The organism is Streptomyces sp. NPDC048696, from assembly GCF_043198895.1.
Taxonomy (GTDB): domain Bacteria; phylum Actinomycetota; class Actinomycetes; order Streptomycetales; family Streptomycetaceae; genus Streptomyces.
In genome coordinates this window covers 478,007-496,661 of record NZ_JBICVJ010000002.1, presented here as the reverse complement: position 1 = coordinate 496,661, position 18,655 = coordinate 478,007, and the positions used below count along the sequence as shown (strand labels likewise).

18 protein-coding genes are annotated in these 18,655 nt (G+C 72.1%); 8 read left to right on the top strand and 10 right to left on the bottom strand.

Annotated elements, in window-relative coordinates:
• Positions 1-36: 36 nt before the first annotated feature.
• Both ACGFRG_RS05310 and ACGFRG_RS05305 read right to left on the bottom strand, forming a co-directional pair.
• Positions 37-1,719 carry a DUF885 domain-containing protein gene (locus ACGFRG_RS05310; RefSeq protein ID WP_393261473.1) on the bottom strand — a complete coding sequence of 561 codons (1,683 nt, stop codon included), beginning with the start codon at positions 1,717-1,719 and terminating at the stop codon, positions 37-39.
• A gap of 50 nt (positions 1,720-1,769) precedes the next feature.
• A complete protein-coding gene (locus ACGFRG_RS05305; protein ID WP_361427028.1) occupies positions 1,770-2,300 on the bottom strand; it encodes an Lrp/AsnC family transcriptional regulator in 531 nt (176 codons plus the stop codon).
• 59 nt (positions 2,301-2,359) lie between these two features.
• Between ACGFRG_RS05305 and ACGFRG_RS05300 the strand changes: the two genes are divergently transcribed.
• Positions 2,360-3,574, top strand: a complete 1,215-nt coding sequence (locus ACGFRG_RS05300) for a trans-sulfuration enzyme family protein (RefSeq protein ID WP_393261470.1) — start codon at positions 2,360-2,362, stop codon at positions 3,572-3,574.
• Here ACGFRG_RS05300 and ACGFRG_RS05295 read toward each other — a convergent pair.
• Entirely contained in the window at positions 3,501-4,931 is a 1,431-nt protein-coding gene (locus ACGFRG_RS05295; RefSeq protein WP_393261467.1) for a GNAT family N-acetyltransferase, read from the bottom strand. The genes ACGFRG_RS05300 and ACGFRG_RS05295 overlap by 74 nt on opposite strands.
• A gap of 372 nt (positions 4,932-5,303) precedes the next feature.
• On the opposite strand from ACGFRG_RS05295, the gene ACGFRG_RS05290 reads away from it, so the two are divergent.
• Positions 5,304-5,717, top strand: a complete 414-nt coding sequence (locus tag ACGFRG_RS05290; RefSeq protein WP_361427019.1) for a VOC family protein — start codon at positions 5,304-5,306, stop codon at positions 5,715-5,717.
• Between the two features lie 201 nt (positions 5,718-5,918).
• Here ACGFRG_RS05290 and ACGFRG_RS05285 read toward each other — a convergent pair whose 3' ends face one another.
• Positions 5,919-6,761, bottom strand: coding sequence for an alpha/beta fold hydrolase (locus ACGFRG_RS05285; RefSeq protein WP_393261464.1), 843 nt, complete (start codon positions 6,759-6,761; stop codon positions 5,919-5,921).
• Between the two features lie 201 nt (positions 6,762-6,962).
• Here ACGFRG_RS05285 and sigJ point away from each other — a divergent pair, with 201 nt between their 5' ends.
• Both sigJ and ACGFRG_RS05275 read left to right on the top strand, forming a co-directional pair.
• A complete protein-coding gene (gene sigJ / locus ACGFRG_RS05280; RefSeq protein ID WP_361427013.1) occupies positions 6,963-7,859 on the top strand; it encodes an RNA polymerase sigma factor SigJ in 897 nt (298 codons plus the stop codon).
• 280 nt (positions 7,860-8,139) lie between these two features.
• Complete coding sequence (locus tag ACGFRG_RS05275) at positions 8,140-8,907, top strand: GntR family transcriptional regulator (RefSeq protein WP_361427010.1); 768 nt, start codon at positions 8,140-8,142, stop codon at positions 8,905-8,907.
• Between the two features lie 178 nt (positions 8,908-9,085).
• Here ACGFRG_RS05275 and ACGFRG_RS05270 read toward each other — a convergent pair whose 3' ends face one another.
• Positions 9,086-10,243, bottom strand: a complete 1,158-nt coding sequence (locus ACGFRG_RS05270; protein WP_393261461.1) for an ROK family protein — start codon at positions 10,241-10,243, stop codon at positions 9,086-9,088.
• A gap of 187 nt (positions 10,244-10,430) precedes the next feature.
• Here ACGFRG_RS05270 and ACGFRG_RS05265 point away from each other — a divergent pair, with 187 nt between their 5' ends.
• Both ACGFRG_RS05265 and ACGFRG_RS05260 read left to right on the top strand, forming a co-directional pair.
• Complete coding sequence (locus ACGFRG_RS05265) at positions 10,431-10,868, top strand: hypothetical protein (protein WP_361427004.1); 438 nt, start codon at positions 10,431-10,433, stop codon at positions 10,866-10,868.
• 115 nt (positions 10,869-10,983) lie between these two features.
• Positions 10,984-11,382: a hypothetical protein gene (locus ACGFRG_RS05260; protein ID WP_393261459.1), complete on the top strand. Its 399-nt coding sequence runs from the start codon at positions 10,984-10,986 to the stop codon at positions 11,380-11,382.
• Positions 11,383-11,464: 82 nt separating this feature from the next.
• On the opposite strand, the gene mug is transcribed toward ACGFRG_RS05260, so the two are convergent.
• The 3 genes from mug to ACGFRG_RS05245 form a co-directional block, all read right to left on the bottom strand.
• Positions 11,465-12,004 (bottom strand): G/U mismatch-specific DNA glycosylase, encoded by a 540-nt coding sequence (mug, locus tag ACGFRG_RS05255; protein WP_361426998.1) that lies wholly within the window; start codon positions 12,002-12,004, stop codon positions 11,465-11,467.
• A 43-nt stretch (positions 12,005-12,047) separates the two neighbouring features.
• Positions 12,048-13,490 (bottom strand): adenylosuccinate lyase, encoded by a 1,443-nt coding sequence (gene purB, locus ACGFRG_RS05250; RefSeq protein WP_361427229.1) that lies wholly within the window; start codon positions 13,488-13,490, stop codon positions 12,048-12,050.
• An 89-nt stretch (positions 13,491-13,579) separates the two neighbouring features.
• Positions 13,580-14,380: an SGNH/GDSL hydrolase family protein gene (locus ACGFRG_RS05245; RefSeq protein WP_393261455.1), complete on the bottom strand. Its 801-nt coding sequence runs from the start codon at positions 14,378-14,380 to the stop codon at positions 13,580-13,582.
• A 64-nt stretch (positions 14,381-14,444) separates the two neighbouring features.
• On the opposite strand from ACGFRG_RS05245, the gene ACGFRG_RS05240 reads away from it, so the two are divergent.
• Entirely contained in the window at positions 14,445-15,461 is a 1,017-nt protein-coding gene (locus ACGFRG_RS05240) for a maleylpyruvate isomerase family mycothiol-dependent enzyme (protein ID WP_393261453.1), read from the top strand.
• A 233-nt stretch (positions 15,462-15,694) separates the two neighbouring features.
• Positions 15,695-15,946, top strand: coding sequence for a holin (locus tag ACGFRG_RS05235; protein ID WP_361426992.1), 252 nt, complete (start codon positions 15,695-15,697; stop codon positions 15,944-15,946).
• A 71-nt stretch (positions 15,947-16,017) separates the two neighbouring features.
• On the opposite strand, the gene ACGFRG_RS05230 is transcribed toward ACGFRG_RS05235, so the two are convergent.
• Positions 16,018-17,037 (bottom strand): hemolysin family protein, encoded by a 1,020-nt coding sequence (locus ACGFRG_RS05230; RefSeq protein ID WP_361426989.1) that lies wholly within the window; start codon positions 17,035-17,037, stop codon positions 16,018-16,020.
• The gene (locus ACGFRG_RS05225; RefSeq protein WP_393261450.1) at positions 17,034-18,509 is read right to left on the bottom strand and encodes a hemolysin family protein; all 1,476 of its coding nucleotides are present in this window, start codon (positions 18,507-18,509) and stop codon (positions 17,034-17,036) included. Before ACGFRG_RS05225 ends, ACGFRG_RS05230 begins: the two co-directional genes overlap by 4 nt.
• Positions 18,510-18,655 lie beyond the last annotated feature (146 nt).

Sequence of the window (18,655 nt, the reverse complement as noted above, 5' to 3'; positions counted from 1 at the left end):
GGTGGTGGGCCGGGAGCGGCCCACCACCGGCCGGTGTCAGAGCTTGGACAGCTCGTCCACCAGGTCGTCCAGGCCCAGCGGCCCCTGGGAGAGCGCCGCCATGTGCCAGGCGCGGGCGTCGAACGCGTCGCCGTGGTGCTTCTTGGCGTTCTCGCGGCCCAGCAGCCAGGCCCGCTCACCCAGTTTGTAGCCGATCGCCTGGGCGGGCATGGAGAGATAGCGGGTCAGCTCGCTCTCCACGAACTCGGCGGGCCGGCCGCTGTGGCTGCCGAAGAACTCCTGTGCCAGCTCCGGCGTCCACCGCTCGCCGGGATGGAACGGCGAGTGGTCCGGAATCTCCAGCTCCAGATGCATGCCGATGTCGACGATGACCCGGCACGCCCGCATCATCTGGGCGTCCAGATACCCGATCCGCCGCTCCGGGTCGGGCAGGAAGCCCAGCTCGTCCATCAGCCGCTCCGCGTACAGGGCCCAGCCCTCGGCGTTGGCGCTGACCGTGCCGATGGTCGCCTGGTAGCGGGAGAGCCGGTCGGCGACGTGCCGCCACTGCGCGATCTGCAGATGGTGGCCGGGAACGCCCTCGTGGTACCAGGTCGACACCAGGTCGTACACCGGGAAGCGGGTCTCGCCCATGGTGGGCAGCCAGGTGCGGCCCGGGCGCGAGAAGTCCTCGGACGGGCCGGTGTAGTACGGCGCCGCCGCGCTGCCGGGCGGCGCGATGTGCGACTCCACCTTCCGTACCCGCTCGGCGAGTTCGAAGTGCGTGCCGTCCAGCGCCTCGATGGCCTCGTCCATCAGGGCCTGCAGCCAGTCGCGGACCTCGTCGACGCCCTCGATGTGGACGCCGTGCACATCGAGGTGGGCCAGCGCCTCCCAAGGGCCCGCGCCCGGCAGGATCTTCTCCGCCTCGGTCTTCATCTCGCCGAGGATGCGGTGGTATTCGGACCAGCCGTACGCGTACGCCTCGTCCAGGTCCAGGGTCGTGCCGTTGAAGTACCGCACCCAGCGCGCGTACCGCTCGCGGCCCACGGTGTCCGGCGCTCCCGCGATCGTGGGCGCGTACACCTCGCTGAGCCAGGTGCGCAGCGCGACCAGCGCCTCGCCCGCCACGTGCGCGGCCTCGTCGAGATCGGCGCGCAGCCGGTCCGGGCCGGGTGCGACGAAGTCCTCGAACCAGTTGCGGTCCGTGCCGATCCACTCCGTGAGCTGGCCGATGAACGTGGCGGTGGCGCGCGGGCCCGCGTACAGCTTGCGCTCCAGGCCCGTCGCCAGCGCGACGCGATAGCCCTCAAGGGCCGCCGGGACGGCCCGCAGCCGGGCCGCGACCGCCGCCCAGTCCTCGTCGTCGGCGACCGGCATCATGGTGAACACCTGGCGGACCGAGTGGGCCGGCGAGCGCAGATTGCTGATCAGGCGCAGGCCCTCCTGCGCCTCGTGGACGGCGAGTTCGGAGGACAGGCGCTCCCGCAGCAGTCTGGCGCAGCGGCGCTCGGAGCCGGAGTCCGCGCCCGGCTGCCGCTCGGCCTCGTCGAGCCGCGCGAGCGTGGCGCGGGCGAGCGCGGCCTGTGCCTCCTGCCCGGCGGGGGTGAAGTCCGGAAGCAGACGGGAACTCTTGCTTACGCCCAGATACGTACCGGTGATGGGGTCGAGTTCGATGAGTGCGTCGACGTACGCGTCGGCGACCTGGCGGGGCAGCACGCTGCTGGAAGTGTCTGGCATGGACCACATCCTGGTACGCGCACCGGCTCCGCGTCACCCACAGGCGACCTTCAGCCACCGGGGACGGAAGAGGAGACAGGGGACGAAGCGGAAGTCGACGGAGGTGTCGACAAGGGAGGCAGCAGAGGGCCGCACTCCCAGTGCTGGAAGACCAGCCGGGTCTCCACCCGGGCGACTTCGCGCCGCGAGGTGAACTCGTCGAGCACCAGGCGCTGGAGATCGGCCGTGTCCGACACGGCCACGTGGACCAGGTAGTCGTCCGGGCCGGTGAGATGGAACAGGGCGCGGGACTCCGGCAGCGCCCGGATCCGCTCCACGAACGGACCGATCAGTTCACGCCGATGTGGTCGCACCTGCACGGAGAGCAGTGCCTCCAGGCCACGGCCCATTTTGGCCGGGTCGAGCCGGAGCTGATGGCCCAGGATGACGCCGGAGCGGCGCAGCCGGGCGACCCGGTCCAGACAGGTGGAGGGCGCCACACCCACCTGCGCCGCCAGATCTCGGTAGGTGGTCCGGGCGTCGTTCTGCAACAGGCGCAGAATGTCCAGATCCACCGGGTCCAGTGCGACAGATTCCGCCATTGGCCGAACGTAGCACGGAGTCCACCGATCAATTCCGGTCATGCGGTCACAGTGCCGCCATGGACACCGACTCGCAGGACCGTGGCCCGGCCGCACCGCGCGCCCTCGCCACCGAAGCCGTGCACGCCGGCCGCGACGACCTCGCCGGCCGCGGACTGCACGCCCCGCCGATCGACCTCTCCACGACCTACCCCTCGTACGACAGCGCGGCCGAGGCGGCCCGGATCGACGCCTTCGCGGCCACCGGCGTACTGCCCGACGGGCCGCCGGTCTACGCCCGCCTCGACAACCCGACCACAGGCCGTTTCGAGACAGCGCTCGCCCGGCTGGAAGGCGCCGACAGCGCCGTCGCCTTCGCGAGCGGCATGGCCGCGCTCACCGCGGTCCTGCTCGCCCGGGCCGCCGAGGGCCTGCGGCACGTGGTGGCGGTGCGGCCGCTGTACGGCTGCAGCGACCACCTTCTGGACGCCGGACTGCTCGGTACGGAGGTGACCTGGGTCGACCCGGCGGGCGTCGCAGACGCCATCCGGCCCGACACCGGTCTGGTGATCGTCGAGACCCCGGCCAATCCGACGCTCGCCGAGGTCGACATCCGGGCCCTCGCGCACGCCTGCGGCACGGTCCCGCTGCTCGTCGACAACACCTTCGCCACCCCGGTGCTCCAGCGGCCGCTGACCCAGGGCGCCCGGATCGTGCTGCACAGCGCGACCAAGTACCTGGGCGGGCACGGCGATGTGATGGGCGGCGTCGTCGCCTGTGACGACGAGTTCGCCCGCCGCCTGCGCCAGGTACGGTTCGCCACCGGCGCCGTACTGCATCCGCTCGCGGGATACCTGCTGCTCAGAGGGCTGGCGACGCTTCCCGTACGGATCCGCGCGGCATCGGCGAGCGCCGCGGAACTGGTCCGCAGGCTGGCGGCCGACCCGCGCGTCGCCAGGGTCCACCATCCCTCGGTGGGCGGCGCGATGATCTCCTTCGAGGTGTACGGCGACCCGCACCGCGTCATCGCGGGTGTCCGCCTCATCACCCCCGCGGTCAGCCTCGGCAGCGTCGATACGCTCATCCAGCACCCCGCCTCCATCAGCCACCGCATCGTGGCCGAGACGGACCGGCGCTCCGCCGGGGTCGGCGACCGGCTGCTGCGCATGTCGGTCGGCCTTGAGGACGTCGAGGACCTGTGGCTCGACCTGGACCGGGCGCTCAGCGCTCCGCCCGCTCCAGGGACTGCGCCGACTCACGCGCGGGCACGGGAGTCCTCGGCAGCCGGGCGGTGATGACCAGCGTGCCCTCCTCGATCTGGTAGTCGAGGGGCAGCCCGAGGCCGCGCATGGCCGCCACCATCGCGGTGTTGGACGACTGGGTGACCGCGTACACGCTCTCGCAGCCCGCCTCGACGGCCAGCGCCACCAGTCGGCCAAGGAGCTCGGAGCCGATGCCCCGGCGCTGCCAGGAGTCCTCGACGAGCAGCGCCACCTCGGTCTCGTCGCCGTCCCACAGCAGATGACCGAGGGCGACGAGCCGCCCGGAGGCGGTCTGCACGGCCAGCGTACGGCCGTAGCGCGGGCTGAGCAGATGGTTGAGGTAGCGGTCGGCGTCGCCCACCGGGCCGTGGTAGCGCATGCTCAGCGTGCGGTCCGAGCAGCGCTCGTGCATCTCCTTGGCGGCCTCGACATCGTCCTGACCGGCGCGGCGGACGGTGATCTCGTTGCCCTCGGGCAGGGTGAGGACGTCCTGGCTGCGCGGGATGCGGGGGCCCAGGCGCGCGTCCAGCTCGACCAGGGCGCGGGCCCGCGCGAACTCGGTCGGGGTGAACGGCAGATGGGGCCGCTCGATGGTGATGACCCCGCCGCTCGGATCGCGCAGCCGCATGGTGGTGGCTTCGAGTACGCCCTCCACCGGCGCGCTCTCCCCGGTCGGGCGGCCCGTCACGGACACGGCGGGCAGCGAGTGGATGGAGCACCGGCCCAGCAACTGGCGCAGCGCGAGCGGCAGTTCGGCCGCGTCAAGGGCGGTACGGGTGGCGAGTGAGAGCACTCGGGTGGGGGTGTCCACGAGGTCGTGCGCGTCGGCGCGCTCCAGCCAGGTGTCGTGGCCGCCGGCTGCGGCGACCTCCCGGGTGAGCCGGGCGGCGGGCAGGTCGGCGGGCGCCCGCAGCAGGAACTCGTCCACCGTGCCGTCGCCCAGCGGGTGCGTCTGGAGCGTCAGGATGTCCACCCGGCTGTGGGCGAGCGCTGTGCAGAGCGAGGCCAGACTGCCCGGCTCGTCGCGCACGGTGGTGCGCATCCGCCACAGCTGGCTCTCGTGCCCCGGTGCGTGTGCCCCGGCGTGGACGGTGGGCGCGGCGCCCGTGGTGGCGGGCGCCGCGCCCGTATCGATGGCGGCCTCGCCCGGGGGCGCGTGGCTGTGGCGCCGGGCCCACCAGATGTGGAACGCCGCCGAGGCCACCAGGGCGATGGCCGAGGCGACGAGCAGGAAGGGGCCGTCGGGCCCGTGCGCGACCAGGTTCGAGAGTCCGTCGGCCACGGCCACGGCCATGAACAGCGCGGCCAGCTCGGTCACGTCCCGCCGCCAGTGGTGGCGGTGGGCGCGTGGGGAGGCAGTGGGGACATGGGGCTCAGGCATATCGGTCATGCCCTCACTGTGACCGAGGGGTGTTGCGTGATCGCGAACGCTTTGTGACTGATGGGTTAAGCGTGATTCTGGTGATTTTTGGATGATTTCTTACGGGATGCGCCAGGAAGTGACCGGCCCCGGCGACGTCCGACCCGCGTCCCCCGGGTCCCCCGCGTCACTGGCCCACGAGGCCCGCTCCCCACCGCAGGTGAACAGCGGGAGTGGCGGCAAGGGCGCGCGGGATGGAGGTGTAGGACCAGCGGCCTGCGACGAAGGAACCATCGACCCGGTGATCTTCGTTGAGTACGTTGCCGTACGGGCCGCCGAACCGGCGGCCCCGCCGCGCGCATCAGCGCGGTGGCGCCAACGGAGAAAGCACAGGGGCCCGTCATGCCGGTCGGAGGCCGTTCACACATCCGTATCGCCCGCCCGTCACGCGACCTGGTCGCGGCGGAACGTTTCTGGGTCCAGGGCCTGGGCCTGAACGTCGTGTGGCGGCTCGACGCCGAGGGCACGGCGCCCGGCGAGCACGCGCTCCTGATGGTGGGCTGGCCGGACGCCGACTGGCACTTGGAGCTGGTTCACGAACCCGCCGCGCCCGTCGAGCCCCGGCCGACGGAGGAAGACCTCCTCGTCATCTACGTGGACGAGGAGGTTCCGCAGGAACTGGTGGCCCGCCTTGAGGCCCACGGCGGCAAGCGGGTGCAGTCACCGAACCCGTACTGGAACGAGTGGGGCGTCACGATCGAGGACCCGGACGGGTACCGGCTGGTGCTGTGCGTGCGGGGGTGGGCGAACTCCTGAGTGGACGTTCTGGGGGCCGCCACGGCTCCGGACGCCAACCAGGGGCGCGGGACCGTGACATCGTGCGACTCCGCCGCGATGGGGGTCCCCCCTGTTCGAGCGGAGTCGAGAGCTTGGGGGAGCGACCATCCCCCAAGCTCTCAACTTCGTTCGAGCAGGGGGGACCCCCATCGCACGGTCCGCGGCCGAACAACAGACCCTTCAGGCGGCGTCGACACGACTCGTGTCGAGGATCACGCGCGCGACCCGGGCGGGATCGTCGTTCATGGGGACATGCCCGCACCCGGGCAGCCGCACCAGCCGCGCTCCCGGGATGGTCTGCTTCGCGCGGACACCCTGGCGGCGCAGCAGCAGCCGGTCCTTGGTGCCCCAGGCCACGGTCACCGGGATACCGGGCACATCGTCGGCGAACCGAACCGCGACCCCGGCGGCCAGGGTCTCGGCGAACCCGGTGGCCTCGCGCAGCGCCAGCGTCTCGGCGACGACGGCCTGCGGCGAACGGCGCCCGGGGTGGGCGTAGATGGTGCTGGTGAGGGCCGTACGTCCGACGGTCGTACGGGACATCCGCTCGATGACCGGCAGCGGCAGCAGTTTCGCCGTCCGCCGCATCGTGGTGAGGGTGGCGAAGGCGTAGCGGCGCTCGCTCTGCGTCCAGAAACCGGCGGGGGACAGGGCCGTCACCGAACGCACCAGCTTCCCGCGCCCCAACTCCAGTGCCAGCAGCCCGCCGAGCGAGTTGCCCGCGACATGCGGCCGCTCGACGCCGAGTTCGGCGCAGAGCGCGCCCAGTGTCGGGACGACCGTCGCCAGGTCGTACGCGACGCCGTCGGGCAGCGCCGGGGACTCGCCGAACCCGGGCAGATCCACGGCTATGACGTCCCGTTCGGCGGCCAGCAGGTCGAACACCGGGTCCCAGGCCTGCCGGTGGTGGCCGATGCCGTGCAGCAGGAGCAGCGGTTCGCCGGCACCGGCGCGCCGGCAGGCGATGGTGACGGTGCGGCTGCCCCTGGGGGAGTCGATCGTGAAGGAGACCTCTTCGGCCATGCTGCTGCTCCCGGTCGTGGACGTGACGCCCCGCGGACGGCAGTGGCCCGAGGACGGCGGTAGACACCCTGTCAACAACAATTACCCTTCGGTAGCTTGGAGTTCAAGGGGGCGGCGCAAGGCGTCGCGAGGGTCACCGGGAATCGAACAGTTCAGCGTTTTCGCCTGGACAGCCGGTGGCCGGTCGGCTGGGATGGGGTGGTGAACGCCTCCTCCGCCGCCGACATCTTCGAAGGCCACCGGCCCGTCCTGACGGGCGTGGCCTATCGCATGCTCGGCCGCGTGAGCGATGCCGAGGACGTGGTGCAGGAGGCATGGCTGCGCTGGTCGGCGCAGGACCGCGAGGATGTACGCGACCCGCGCGCCTTTCTCGTACGGATCACCACCCGGCTCGCCCTCGACCGGCTGCGCCGGATCCAGTCGCGGCGCGAGGCCTATGTCGGCCCCTGGCTGCCCGAGCTGATCGTCACCGACTTCGGGCCGGTCGTACCCGACACGGTCGAACAGGCCGTGCTGGCCGACTCCGTCTCGCTCGCCGTGCTGATCGTCCTCGAATCGCTGTCGCCCCTGGAGCGGGCCGTGTTCGTGCTGCGCGAGGCGTTCGGCTTCCCGTTCGCGGAGATCGCCGCCGTACTCGACCGCACCGAGCCCGGGGTGCGCCAGCTCGCGGGGCGCGCCCGCCGCCGCGTCGACGAGCGCAAGCGCCGTTACGACGTCGACCCGGTCCAGCGCCGTGATCTGACGGATCGGTTCCTGGCCGCGGCCGGCGGTGGCGATCTGGACTCGATGCTCTCGCTGCTCGCCCCCGACGTACGGTTCATCGGCGACAGTGGCGGCAAGGCCCAGGCCCCTATGCGGATCATCGAGACCGCCGACAAGGTCGGGCGCTTCCTGCACGCGGTGTCGCAGGACGGGATGCCCGAGGGCGACGTCCGCGTCATCGAGATCAACGGCGGCCCCGCGGTGCTGGTCCTGTCCGGCGGCACACCGGAGAGCGTGCTGCAACTGGATGTCGCGGACGGGCTCATCCAGTGCGTCTATGTCGTGCTCAACCCGGACAAAATGGCCGCGCTCATTCCCGAAGGCGCCGCCGAATAGTCCCCTTGGCTCCCCAGGCCCCATGGGTCTCGGCCCCGCGTCCGCGCGGTCGCGGGGCCGTTTGCCGTGCGCTGTTCTCACGGGTCGCCGCGCACCGCTCACGGGCTCGCGAACGTCTTGTGAACGCTCTGCGCCAGACCTCGGATTCGTTCCGTAACGGAACGAAGATTGGTCTTGACCAAGTTGGTGGGCCGCCCTATGGTCGCAGAGTTAGTGCAGGAACCTTTAATAAACAAGGGCGCAGAAAAGCCGCCGGGGCACGGCGATTGCGGAGGACAGGGTGGGGACCACGCAGCTGGAAACGGTGCCGGAGCCGAAGTACTGGCATCTCAAGACCGTGCTGAGCGAGGCGCTCGACTCGGACTTCGCGGTGGGCGAGATCCTGCCCAACGAGCGTGAACTGGCCGCTCGTTTCGGTGTCGCGCGCGCCACGCTCCGCCAGGCCCTGGAGCAGCTGGAACTCGAAGGACGCCTCCAGCGCCGCCGTGGCGTCGGCACGACCGTCGCCCCGCCGCGCATGGGTGTGTCCCTCTCCACCGCACGGCACGACTGGCCGGGCACGGCCGGCGACGCCTGGCAGGCGGTCGACTGCGCCGTCACCGCCCCGCCGCTCGTGGTGGCCCGTCTCTTCGACGCCGAGTCCGCCGAGGAGATGCACACCGTCCGCCGGATCCGTACGACGCATGGCCAGCCCGTCGCCGCGGAGCTGCTGTACGTGCCCGCGTCGTCCGTGCCGGACCTCAGCGCGATCGACGCGCCTTCGGGACCGGCCCGCGCGCGCAGCGTGCTGCGCGAACTGCAGCGCCTCGACCTGGAGGGCCAGGACCGCGCGGTCGAGCTCGGCTCGGCCCGCGCCGACGACGCCAAGGAGCTCGACCGGCTGCCCGGCGCGCCCGTGCTCGTCGTGACCACCCGCTACTTCGCCCTCGGCCGGACCGTCGCCGTCTCGGTGGCCACCTACCGGGCCGACACCTGCCGCCTCACCTTCGGCGACTCGGGCGACCTGGAGATCAGCCACGAGGGCCAGGCCCAGCGCCAGGCTTCCTGACGCCCGCACCCGCCCGCCACACGGCCCGCCGCCCACAGAGCGGCGGGCCTGCTGTTTGCGGGGCTCCACTGTTGTGACGGTTGCGGGCTCCGACGGTCCCGCCCCGCTCAGCGGCGGGCCTGCGCGTTTTGGGCTCCATCGCTGTGACCGTTGTGGGCACCGCCTGGCCCCACCGCGCTCAGCGGCGGGCCGTCACCGTGCCCTCGACCGCGAACAACTGCTCCTCGACATGGTCGAGCGCCAGCCGCAGCGCACCCGTCGCCACCGCCGCCTCGCCGAGCATGGACAGGGCTACGCGGGGCGGCCGCAGGCAGTACCGGGCCAGCTCCTGGCGCAGCGGTTCGAGCACACCGTCGATCCCGGCCGCCCAGCCACCCACGACGACCAGCTCCGGATCCAGCGCGAGCACCAGCGCCGCCACATCGTGGACCAGCCGCTGGATGAACCGCTCCACGGCCTCCTGCGCGCCGGTGTCGCCGCGCTTGGCCAGCGCGAACACATCGGCGACCGCCTGCTCGTCCAGCGGGTGCAACGGCTCCCCGGTCGTCGAGAGCAGCTTCTCCGGTGTCACCTCACGGCCGAGCAGATGCAGCGCGCCGATCTCGCCCGCCGCCCCACCGAACCCCCGGTGCAGCCGCCCGCCTATCAGCGACCCGGCCCCGGGGCTCAGCCCGGCCAGCACGAACACGATGTCGTCGGAGTCGGTCGCCGCGCCCTTCCAGTGCTCGGCCACGGCCGCCGCGTTGGCGTCGTTCTCGACCAGCACCGGACAGCGGAACGACCGCCGTAGCCGCTCACCGAGCGCCAGACCGGTCCAGTCGGGCAGCGCCGTCCCGAGCCGCACGGTGCCGTCCGCCTCGACGATGCCCGGGCTGCCGACCCCGACCGCCCGCAGCGAACTGCGCGCCACCCCGGCCCGCCGCAGCAGATCGGCGACCGTCGTACGCACCCGCTCCAGCCGCTCGTCGGCGGAGGCCGTCTCCGACACCTCACGCGACCCGGCGCCGACGATCCGCCCGTCCAGCCCCGAAAGGAGCGCGGCCACCCGGTGCGGGCCGATCTCGATACCCAGCAGATGCCCCGCCTCGGCCCGGAACCTGAACCGGCGCGCGGGCCGCCCCTGACGGCGAGCCTCGCCCTCCTCGGGAGCCGACTCGACGACGAGCCCGCCCACCATGAGCCCTTCGACCACGCCCTCGACCGTCGGCCGCGACAGGCCGGTGATCCGGGTCAGATCGGTCAGAGTGGGGGATTCAGCCCCACGCAGCGCATGGAGCACCACCGCGGAATTGATCCGCCGCAGCAGAGAGGGATCCCCGCCGGTCAGCCGCCCCAACGTGTGTCCTCCCAGCTCGTACGCGTGTCTGCCGGATCGTACTCGCTGGTCAGGTATACGGCGAGTGGCGGGTGGTGGGCGCGGCGGCGGGATTCCTGACAGGGCATCCGTCAGGGCAATCGGCAGGGCATCTGGCGGGACGCCTGACCGGGGGCCAATTGTCAGTGGCAGCCGGTTTACTGACCGCATGACCACCGCACGGCACCTCGAAGTCATCGACCTGCTGCGCGTCCGTGACTTTCCGGCGGAGCGCGGCAGGTCGGGGACCATCACGAGCGGACCCGGCTACCACGTGGCGGAGCTGAGCACCAGTGAGGAGCTCTGGGACGACGACGGCAGCAGGCGCCTCGAAGCGGAGGAGCAGTACGAGGCGGAGTGCGAGGCACTCGCGGAGCGGCTCAGTGAGCGCTGGGGTGCGGCGCGGATGTTCAGCCTCTGGAGCGTGCTCACCCGGAGCATGGAAGGAGAGGAGATAGCGGAGCCATGGGACGGGCTGAGCAACAGCGTCTCGTATCTCCACCTGTGGCGGGTGGACGGCCGTTGGGTCGCCGTCGGGGTCTCGCAGTGGGACACCGAGCTGGAGTTCCAGCTGATGGCCGTGGTCACCGAGATCGATCCGCCGTAATCGATCCGCCGTAGCCGAGGGCCGCTGAGGACCGAGCCGGCCAGCCGGGTGGGTGGCCGCGTGCCGTAACGTCCTGGTTCGTCGCCGTCGTTCGTCGGCGGGTCAGGAGATGGTGATGGTGTACGCGGTGGCGGAGCAGGGCGGCGGTACGACGGCGGTGTCCGTCGTGGCGGACGGTGTTGTCCGGGTGAGTCGCGGCGCGGGCGACGAGTCGGCCGTCGCGGACTTCAGCCCCGCACGGGCTCGGGAACTCGCGGCCGCGCTCGTACGGGCGGCGGACGAGGCGGAGAGCGTGGTGGCGACGGATCCGGTGTCGGTCAGGGTACAGGATCTGCGGCGGGGCGATGTGCGGGACGGCGAGCGGTCGATGACCGTGGACCGGGTCAAGGTGGACGAGGCGATCTCGACGGCCCATGTCACCTGGAAGTCGGATGGGGGGCGCACATGGACGCAGAGCTATGCGGTGGACACCGACATCCGGCTGAAGCGGCGGGGGCCGCAGAGCGCGGGGTAGTAGCCGCCTCATCTCCCTCCGGCCGCACCACCCTTCCGGGCCGCACCACCCTTCCGGGAGGCCTCAGCCTTCCGGGCAGGCTCTAGCCTTCGGACTCCGCCGCCAGCCGTAGCTTCGCGTACTCGTCGGCCATGGTGCGGGCCGTCCAGTGGGCGTTGAGGCCGCTGGGGTTGGGGAGGGCCCAGATGCGGGTCTCGCCGATCGTGCGGTCCTGGGGGCCGATCACGGCCTTGCGGTCGAAGGCCGTGCGGTAGGCGGTGATGCCGACGACGGCGAGGAAGCGGGGGCGGAGTTCTTCGACCTTCGCCGTCAGGACGCGGCCGCCTTCCAGGAACTCGTCGGGGGTCAGCTCGTCGGCTCGGGCGGTGGCGCGGGCGACGACGTTGGTGATGCCGAGGCCGTAGGTCAGCAACTCGCCCTGTTCCCAGGGCTTCAGCTGGCGCGGGGTGAAGCCCGAGAGGTGCAGGACGGGCCAGAAGCGGTTGCCGGGGCGGGCGAAGTGGTGGCCCGTGGCGCCGGACATCAGGCTCGGGTTGATGCCGCAGAAGAGCACGGACAGGCCACCGGCGACCACGTCGGGGATGACGTGGTCGCGGGCGGCCTGGAGTTCCTCGGGAGTCATCGGGTCGTCCCGTCGGTCCCGTGGGTGCTGTCCGTGGTCCGGGTCAGAGGATCGAGCCGGGGGTGTATCCGGCGGCGGCCGGGTGCTCCTTGACGATCTCCTCGATACGGGAGACGACGGCCGCCACCTGGTCACCGGCGGCGCCGGTGAAGGACAGCTTGTCGGCCATCAGCGCGTCGAGCCGGGCGCGGTCGAGCGGCATGCGGTCGTCGGCGGCGAGCTTGTCGAGCAGTTCGTTGCGCTCGGCGCCCTGCTCGCGCATGGCCAGGGCGGAGGCGACGGCGTGCTCCTTGATGACCTCGTGCGCGGCTTCGCGGCCGACCCCGGCGCGCACCGCGGCCATCAGGACCTTGGTGGTGGCGAGGAACGGGAGGTAGCGGTCGAGTTCGCGGGCGACGACGGCGGGGAAGGCGCCGAACTCGTCGAGCACGGTGAGGAAGGTCTCCAGGAGGCCGTCGAAGGCGAAGAAGGCGTCGGGCAGGGCCACCCGGCGTACGACGGAGCAGGAGACGTCGCCCTCGTTCCACTGGTCGCCGGCCAGCTCGGCGGTCATCGAGGCGTAGCCGCGCAGGATGACCATCAGGCCGTTGACGCGCTCGCAGGAGCGGGTGTTCATCTTGTGCGGCATCGCGGACGAGCCGACCTGGCCGGGCTTGAAGCCCTCGGTGACCAGCTCGTGGCCGGCCATCAGGCGGATCGTCTTGGCGACCGAGGAGGGCGCGGCGGCCAGCTGCACCAGGGCGGTGACGACCTCGTAGTCGAGCGAGCGCGGGTAGACCTGGCCGACGGAGGTGAAGGCGTGCGCGAAGCCGAGGTGGCCGGCGATGCGCTGTTCGAGGTCGGCGAGCTTGCCGGCGTCGCCGCCGAGCAGGTCGAGCATGTCCTGGGCGGTGCCGACCGGGCCCTTGATGCCGCGCAGCGGGTAGCGGCCGAGCAGCTCCTCCAGGCGGCCGTAGGCGACCAGGAGCTCGTCGGCGGCGGTGGCGAAGCGCTTGCCCAGGGTGGTGGCCTGCGCGGCCACGTTGTGGGAGCGGCCGGCCATGACCAGCTCGGCGTACTCGCCGGAGAGCTTGCCGAGGCGGGCCAGGACGGCCACCGTGCGGTCGCGCATCAGCTCAAGGGAGAGGCGGATCTGCAGCTGCTCGACGTTCTCGGTCAGGTCGCGGGAGGTCATTCCCTTGTGGACCTGCTCGTGCCCGGCGAGGGCGTTGAACTCCTCGATCCGCGCCTTCACGTCGTGCCGGGTGACCTTCTCGCGCTCGGCGATCGAGGCGAGGTCGACCTCGTCGAGCACGCGCTCGTAGTCGGCGAGAGCGGCGTCCGGCACCTCGATCCCGAGGTCCTTCTGCGCGCGCAGCACGGCGAGCCAGAGCTGACGCTCCAGCTTCACCTTCTGCTCGGGGGACCAGAGGACGGCCAGCTCCGTGGAGGCGTAGCGGCCGGCCAGGACATTGGGGATGCGAGGCTTCGCAGACACAGCAGTCACGTGTCCAGATTCTACTGGCGATTTCTGCAGGCCAGTGCCCCGGTCCGGTTTGTGGGTTGCTACGAGAGGGCGCCGCGCCGGTCGGGCCGCTACGGCTGGGGGGTCTGCTCGGTCGGCGGGGCCGTCTCGTACGGCAGGAGCTCGGGGCGTTTGGCGGGGCGGCCGTCGCCCGAGGACCGGCCGGTCAGGCGGCGGCCGATCCACGGCACCAGGTGCTGCCGGGCGAAGCGTGCGTCGGCCACGCGGCGGGTCGCCCAGCGCGGCTGCGGGGCGGGCGGGAGCGGGGCGAGCCAGTCGTTCTCGGCCGGGAGTCCCAGCGCCTGCCAGACCGCCTCGCAGACCCGGCGATGGCCCTCGGCGGTCAGATGGAGCCGGTCGACGTCCCACATCCGGGGCTCGCCCAGCACCGGGGCGCCGTACAGGTCGACGACCAACGCGCCGTGCTGGGCGGCGAGTTGGTCGATGTGGGCGAAGAGCTCTTCCATGCGTGGCCGGAAGCGTTCCATCACGGGGCCGTTGCGGCCGGGGCTGCGCATCAGGACGAGCCGGCCGCACGACGGCGTCAGCTTCTCGACGGCCTCGGTGAGCAGTCCGCGCACCCGGCCCATGTCGACCTTGGGGCGCAGGGCGTCGTTGAGCCCGCCGACCAGGGTCACCACGTCGGCCCGCATCGCGGCCGCGGGGGCGACCTGCTCGTCGACGATCTGGCCGATGAGCTTGCCGCGCACGGCGAGATTGGCGTACCGGAAGTCGGGCGTCCGGGCCGCGAGGCGGGCGGCGAGCAGATCCGCCCAGCCGCGGTACGAGCCGTCGGGCATCAGGTCGGACATGCCCTCGGTAAAGGAATCGCCGACCGCGACAAAGCTTGTGTAGCTGGCATGCATCTCCATGGCGGAGCGATCGTACCGCGCGGTAGTGTCGCGCGGTCCGGGTGGAGACGGTGAGGGGAAGCGGATGAGCGAGGCACTGGAGCACGCGCTGGCGGAGGCGCTCGCGGGCCTGGTGACCGCGGTGGACACCTGCGACGACGACGTGCTCGACCCCGACACCGCCGTGAAGTGGCTGGAAGGCAGCGCGTACATCCTGGACCGGCTCGCTCCGGCGGACCGCCGTCGGCTCTCCGCGCTGCTGCGGGCCGCCGCGCTGCGTGAGCCGGAGGGGCCCTGGCGCGACGACCTGCTCAAGGTCGGCGACGGCTTCGGGCTCGACGAGGACCAGCACGAGCGGTACTGCGACGCGCTGCGGGCGAACGTGCGGCGGTTCGTCGAGACCGTGCGCGGGGTCGATCCGACGACGCCGGTGCCCACCTGCCCGGGCTGGACCATCGGCGACCTCGCCCGGCACCACGGCGTCGCGCACCGCTGGGCGGCCCATCTCGTACGCCACCGGGTCACCGAACGCGTCTGGGCGCGGGACGTGCCGATGGAGGTGCCGGACGAGGCGGAGGAGTACCCGCAGTGGCTGGCGGCGGGGGCGGAGGAGTCGCTGCGGGTGCTGCGCGCGGCCGATCCCGAGACGCCGATGTGGTCGTACGGCGCCGACCAGCACGTGCGCTTCTATGCCCGGCGGCTGCTCTTCGAGGCCGTGGTGCATCTCGCGGACGCGGAGCTCGCGTTGGGACGGGTGCCGCGCGTCGAGGCGTGCACGGCGGGCGACGGCATCGAGGAGTTCCTGGAGAACCTGCCGTTCCTCGACCGGATCGCCGAACGGGTCGCCGCGCTCGGCCGGGACGGCGCGTCGCTGCGACTGCGGGCCACCGACACCGGCGCCGCCTGGACGGTCGTCCTCGGCGGTGCGGGCGGCTTCCGCTGGGAGAACACCGCGCGCGGCGACGCCACGGTGAGCGTCGAGGGCGTCTCGGGTGAGCTGCTGCTCCTGGTGTACGGCCGACGGGCGTCCGGCGACCCGGAGTTCACGGTCACGGGCGACCGTGACGTGCTCGACGCGTGGCTGGCGGCGACGGCGTTCTGAGCTCGGCCGCACCCGTCGGCTTCCCGTGAACTGCGGCGCGACGGCGAGTTCCGGCCACCGTCACGGAGGCGGATCCCGGGTTCCGTATCGATGCGGTCCGGCTGCCGCCGGGCCCCTGTCCGCGTGGCGCGTTCCGCGGTATGCCAGGAACACCTCAACTCACGGTTTCGCCGCCCCACTTGGTTGACTGATCACCGCACCACCTGCCCACGCGACGAGAGAGCGAGCGATCCATGTTCACCAAAGCCTTCTGGAAGGCCACCGCCGAGCGGGCCATCCGCACCTTCGCCCAGTCGCTCGCCGCGGTGCTGACCGCGGGGGCGACCAATCTGCTCGACGTCGACTGGAAGGCGGCGCTCGCGACGGCGGGCATGGCGACGCTGCTCTCCATACTGATGGCGGTCGGTTCGTCCGGCCTCGGGCGGCCGGGCCCGGGTCTCACGGAGACCACGGGAACCGAAGGACCCGCCAAGCACGTTGCCTGAGTGGCGTCCCGCCGCCGGGGCGCTTCTCGTACAGTGCCCCGGCCGCGCCGCGTGCACGCAGACAGCGGGGCTTACGCCCCCTCCGGCCGGCCCACCAGTTCGCGCAGGACGTCCTCCATCGTGACCAGGCCGGCCAGTCGGCCGTCGTCGTCGAGCACCGCCGCGAGGTGCGTACGGCTGCGGCGCATCGCGGTCAGGACGTCGTCCAGCGGGGTCGCGGCCCGGACCCGGGCGATCGGGCGCAGCGCCGTCGCCGGGAACGCCACGTCGCGCGGCGCGGCGTCCAGCGCGTCCTTGACGTGCAGATAGCCGAGGATGTGGTCGCCGGGGTCGAGGACCGGGAAGCGGGAGAAGCCGGACCGCGAGGCCAGCCGCTCCAGCTCTTCCGGGGTCGTGCCCGCCGGGGTGTGGACGACCTGCTCCAGCGGGAGCACCACGTCCCGTACCGGCCGGCGCCCCAGCTCCAGGGCATCGTGCAGCCGCTCGGCGGCGCGGTCGTCGAGCAGACCGGCGTCGCCCGCGTCCGTGACCATCCGGGCCAGCTCGTCGTCCGAGAAGGTCGCGGCGACCTCGCCCTTGACCTCGACGCGCAGCAGCTTCAACAGGGTGTTGGCGAAGGCGTTGATCGCGAAGATCACCGGGCGCAGCGCCCGGGCCAGGGTCACCAGCGGCGGGCCCAGGAGCAGCGCGGTCCTGGCCGGTTCGGCCAGCGCGATGTTCTTCGGCACCATCTCGCCCAGCAGCATGTGGAGGTAGGTGGCGACGGCGAGCGCGATGAAGAACGAGACCGGCCGCACCGCGCCGTCGGGCATCCCGACCAGGTGGAACACCGGCTCCAGCAGATGCTCGATGGCGGGCTCGGCGACCACACCGAGCACCAGGGTGCACAGCGTGATGCCCAGCTGGGCCGCCGCCATCAGCGCCGACACATGTTCCAGACCCCAGATGACGCCGCGCGCACGGCGGTTGCCCTGCTCGGCGAGCGGTTCGATCTGGCTGCGGCGTACGGAGATCAGCGCGAACTCGGCGCCGACGAAGAAGGCGTTGACGACCAGGGTCGCCAGACCGATGATCAACTGGATGACGGTCATCGGCCGGCCCCCTTGTCATGGCGCCCGCTGCCCTTGCCGTCGTGCCCGGCGCCCCTGCCGTGGCGTCGGCCGGCCCGGCCGTCGTCTCCGGCGCCCTTGCCGTGGCGCCCGGGACCCCTGCCACGACGTCCGGTGCCCTCGGCATCGTCCTCGTCGTCCTCATCCGTGCGCAGCGGTGCGTGCAGCAGCACGCGTGCGGCGCGGCGACCGGACGCGTCGACCACGTCGAGGCGCCAGTCGGCCAGCTCCACGCTGTCGCCCGCCGTCGGGATCCGCCCGAGCGCGGTGGCGATCAGACCCGCGAGCGTCTCGTACGGGCCCTCGGGGACGCGCAGCCCGATGGTCTCCAGCTGGTCGGTGCGGGCCGCGCCGTCGGCCGAGTAGAGCGGGCGGCCGTCGGCGTCCTCGCCGGTGCGGGCCAGGTCGGACGTCTCGTGCGGGTCGTGCTCGTCCCGCACCTCGCCGACGACCTCCTCGACGATGTCCTCCAGGGTCACGACCCCGGCGGTGCCGCCGTACTCGTCGATGACGACGGCCATGGTCCGGCGCCCGTACAGCTGGTCGAGGAGCCGGTCCACGGTCAGCGTCTCCGGTACGAGCAGGGGCTCGCGCAGCAGCTCGGTCACCGGGTACCGGGGCCGCTGCTCGGCGGGTATGGCGAGGACGTCCTTGATGTGGGCGATGCCGACGACCGTGTCGAGGCTGCCCCGGTAGACCGGGAAGCGGGACAGGCCCGTCGCGCGCGTGGCGTTCGCGACGTCCTCGGCCGTCGCGTGCACCTCAAGCGCGGTGACCTGGACGCGCGGGGTCATCACGTTCTCGGCGTCGAGCTCCGCCAGGTTGAGCGTACGGACGAAGAGCTCGGCCGTGTCCGCCTCCAGCGCGCCCTCCTTGGCGGAGTGGCGGGCCAGCGCGACCAGCTCCTGCGGGGTGCGGGCGGAGGCCAGCTCCTCGGCGGGCTCCAGGCCGAGGCGGCGCACCATGTGGTTGGCGGTGTTGTTGAGGTGGCTGATGAACGGTCGGAAGGCCGCGCTGAAGACACGCTGCGGCGTCGCGACGACCTTCGCCACCGCCAGCGGCCCGGAGATGGCCCAGTTCTTGGGGACGAGCTCGCCGACGACCATCAGGAAGACGGTCGACAGCGCGGTGCCGATCACCAGCGCCGCCGAGTCGGCGGTGCCGCCGGACAGGCCGAGGGAGCCGAGGGGGCCGCTGATCAGCCTGGCGATCGAGGGCTCGGCGAGCATGCCGATCACCAGATTGGTGACGGTGATGCCGAGCTGAGCGCCGGAGAGCTGGAAGGTGAGGCTGCGCACGGCCTTGAGGGCGCTGCTCGCGCCCCGCTCGCCGCGCTCGACGGCCCGCTCCAGCTCGCCGCGCTCGACGGTGGTGAGCGAGAACTCGGCCGCCACGAAGGCGCCGCAGGCCAGCGAGAGCAGCACGGCCACCAGGAGGAGAAGCACTTCGGTCATCGGTTCACCTCCGTCCCATGATCGGACAGGGCAAGGAGGATCGCTCGATGTGGTGTACCGGTACGGGGACGGGTACTGGGAGGCTCGCCCATGGGCGGACGCTCACACCTTTCAGTCGCGGGACGGTCCACCCATGGTAAAGCACT

Coding starts and splice junctions, on each gene's coding strand:
- ACGFRG_RS05305 (WP_361427028.1), bottom strand. CDS start 2,300: ATGGCGGAATCTGTCGCACTGGACCCGGTGGATCTGGACATTCTGCGC.
- ACGFRG_RS05295 (WP_393261467.1), bottom strand. CDS start 4,931: ATGACCGATATGCCTGAGCCCCATGTCCCCACTGCCTCCCCACGCGCC.
- ACGFRG_RS05300 (WP_393261470.1), top strand. CDS start 2,360: ATGGACACCGACTCGCAGGACCGTGGCCCGGCCGCACCGCGCGCCCTC.
- ACGFRG_RS05310 (WP_393261473.1), bottom strand. CDS start 1,719: ATGCCAGACACTTCCAGCAGCGTGCTGCCCCGCCAGGTCGCCGACGCG.
- ACGFRG_RS05290 (WP_361427019.1), top strand. CDS start 5,304: ATGCCGGTCGGAGGCCGTTCACACATCCGTATCGCCCGCCCGTCACGC.
- ACGFRG_RS05245 (WP_393261455.1), bottom strand. CDS start 14,380: ATGGAGATGCATGCCAGCTACACAAGCTTTGTCGCGGTCGGCGATTCC.
- ACGFRG_RS05240 (WP_393261453.1), top strand. CDS start 14,445: ATGAGCGAGGCACTGGAGCACGCGCTGGCGGAGGCGCTCGCGGGCCTG.
- ACGFRG_RS05230 (WP_361426989.1), bottom strand. CDS start 17,037: ATGACCGTCATCCAGTTGATCATCGGTCTGGCGACCCTGGTCGTCAAC.
- ACGFRG_RS05235 (WP_361426992.1), top strand. CDS start 15,695: ATGTTCACCAAAGCCTTCTGGAAGGCCACCGCCGAGCGGGCCATCCGC.
- ACGFRG_RS05285 (WP_393261464.1), bottom strand. CDS start 6,761: ATGGCCGAAGAGGTCTCCTTCACGATCGACTCCCCCAGGGGCAGCCGC.
- mug (WP_361426998.1), bottom strand. CDS start 12,004: ATGACTCCCGAGGAACTCCAGGCCGCCCGCGACCACGTCATCCCCGAC.
- ACGFRG_RS05265 (WP_361427004.1), top strand. CDS start 10,431: ATGACCACCGCACGGCACCTCGAAGTCATCGACCTGCTGCGCGTCCGT.
- ACGFRG_RS05225 (WP_393261450.1), bottom strand. CDS start 18,509: ATGACCGAAGTGCTTCTCCTCCTGGTGGCCGTGCTGCTCTCGCTGGCC.
- ACGFRG_RS05260 (WP_393261459.1), top strand. CDS start 10,984: ATGGTGTACGCGGTGGCGGAGCAGGGCGGCGGTACGACGGCGGTGTCC.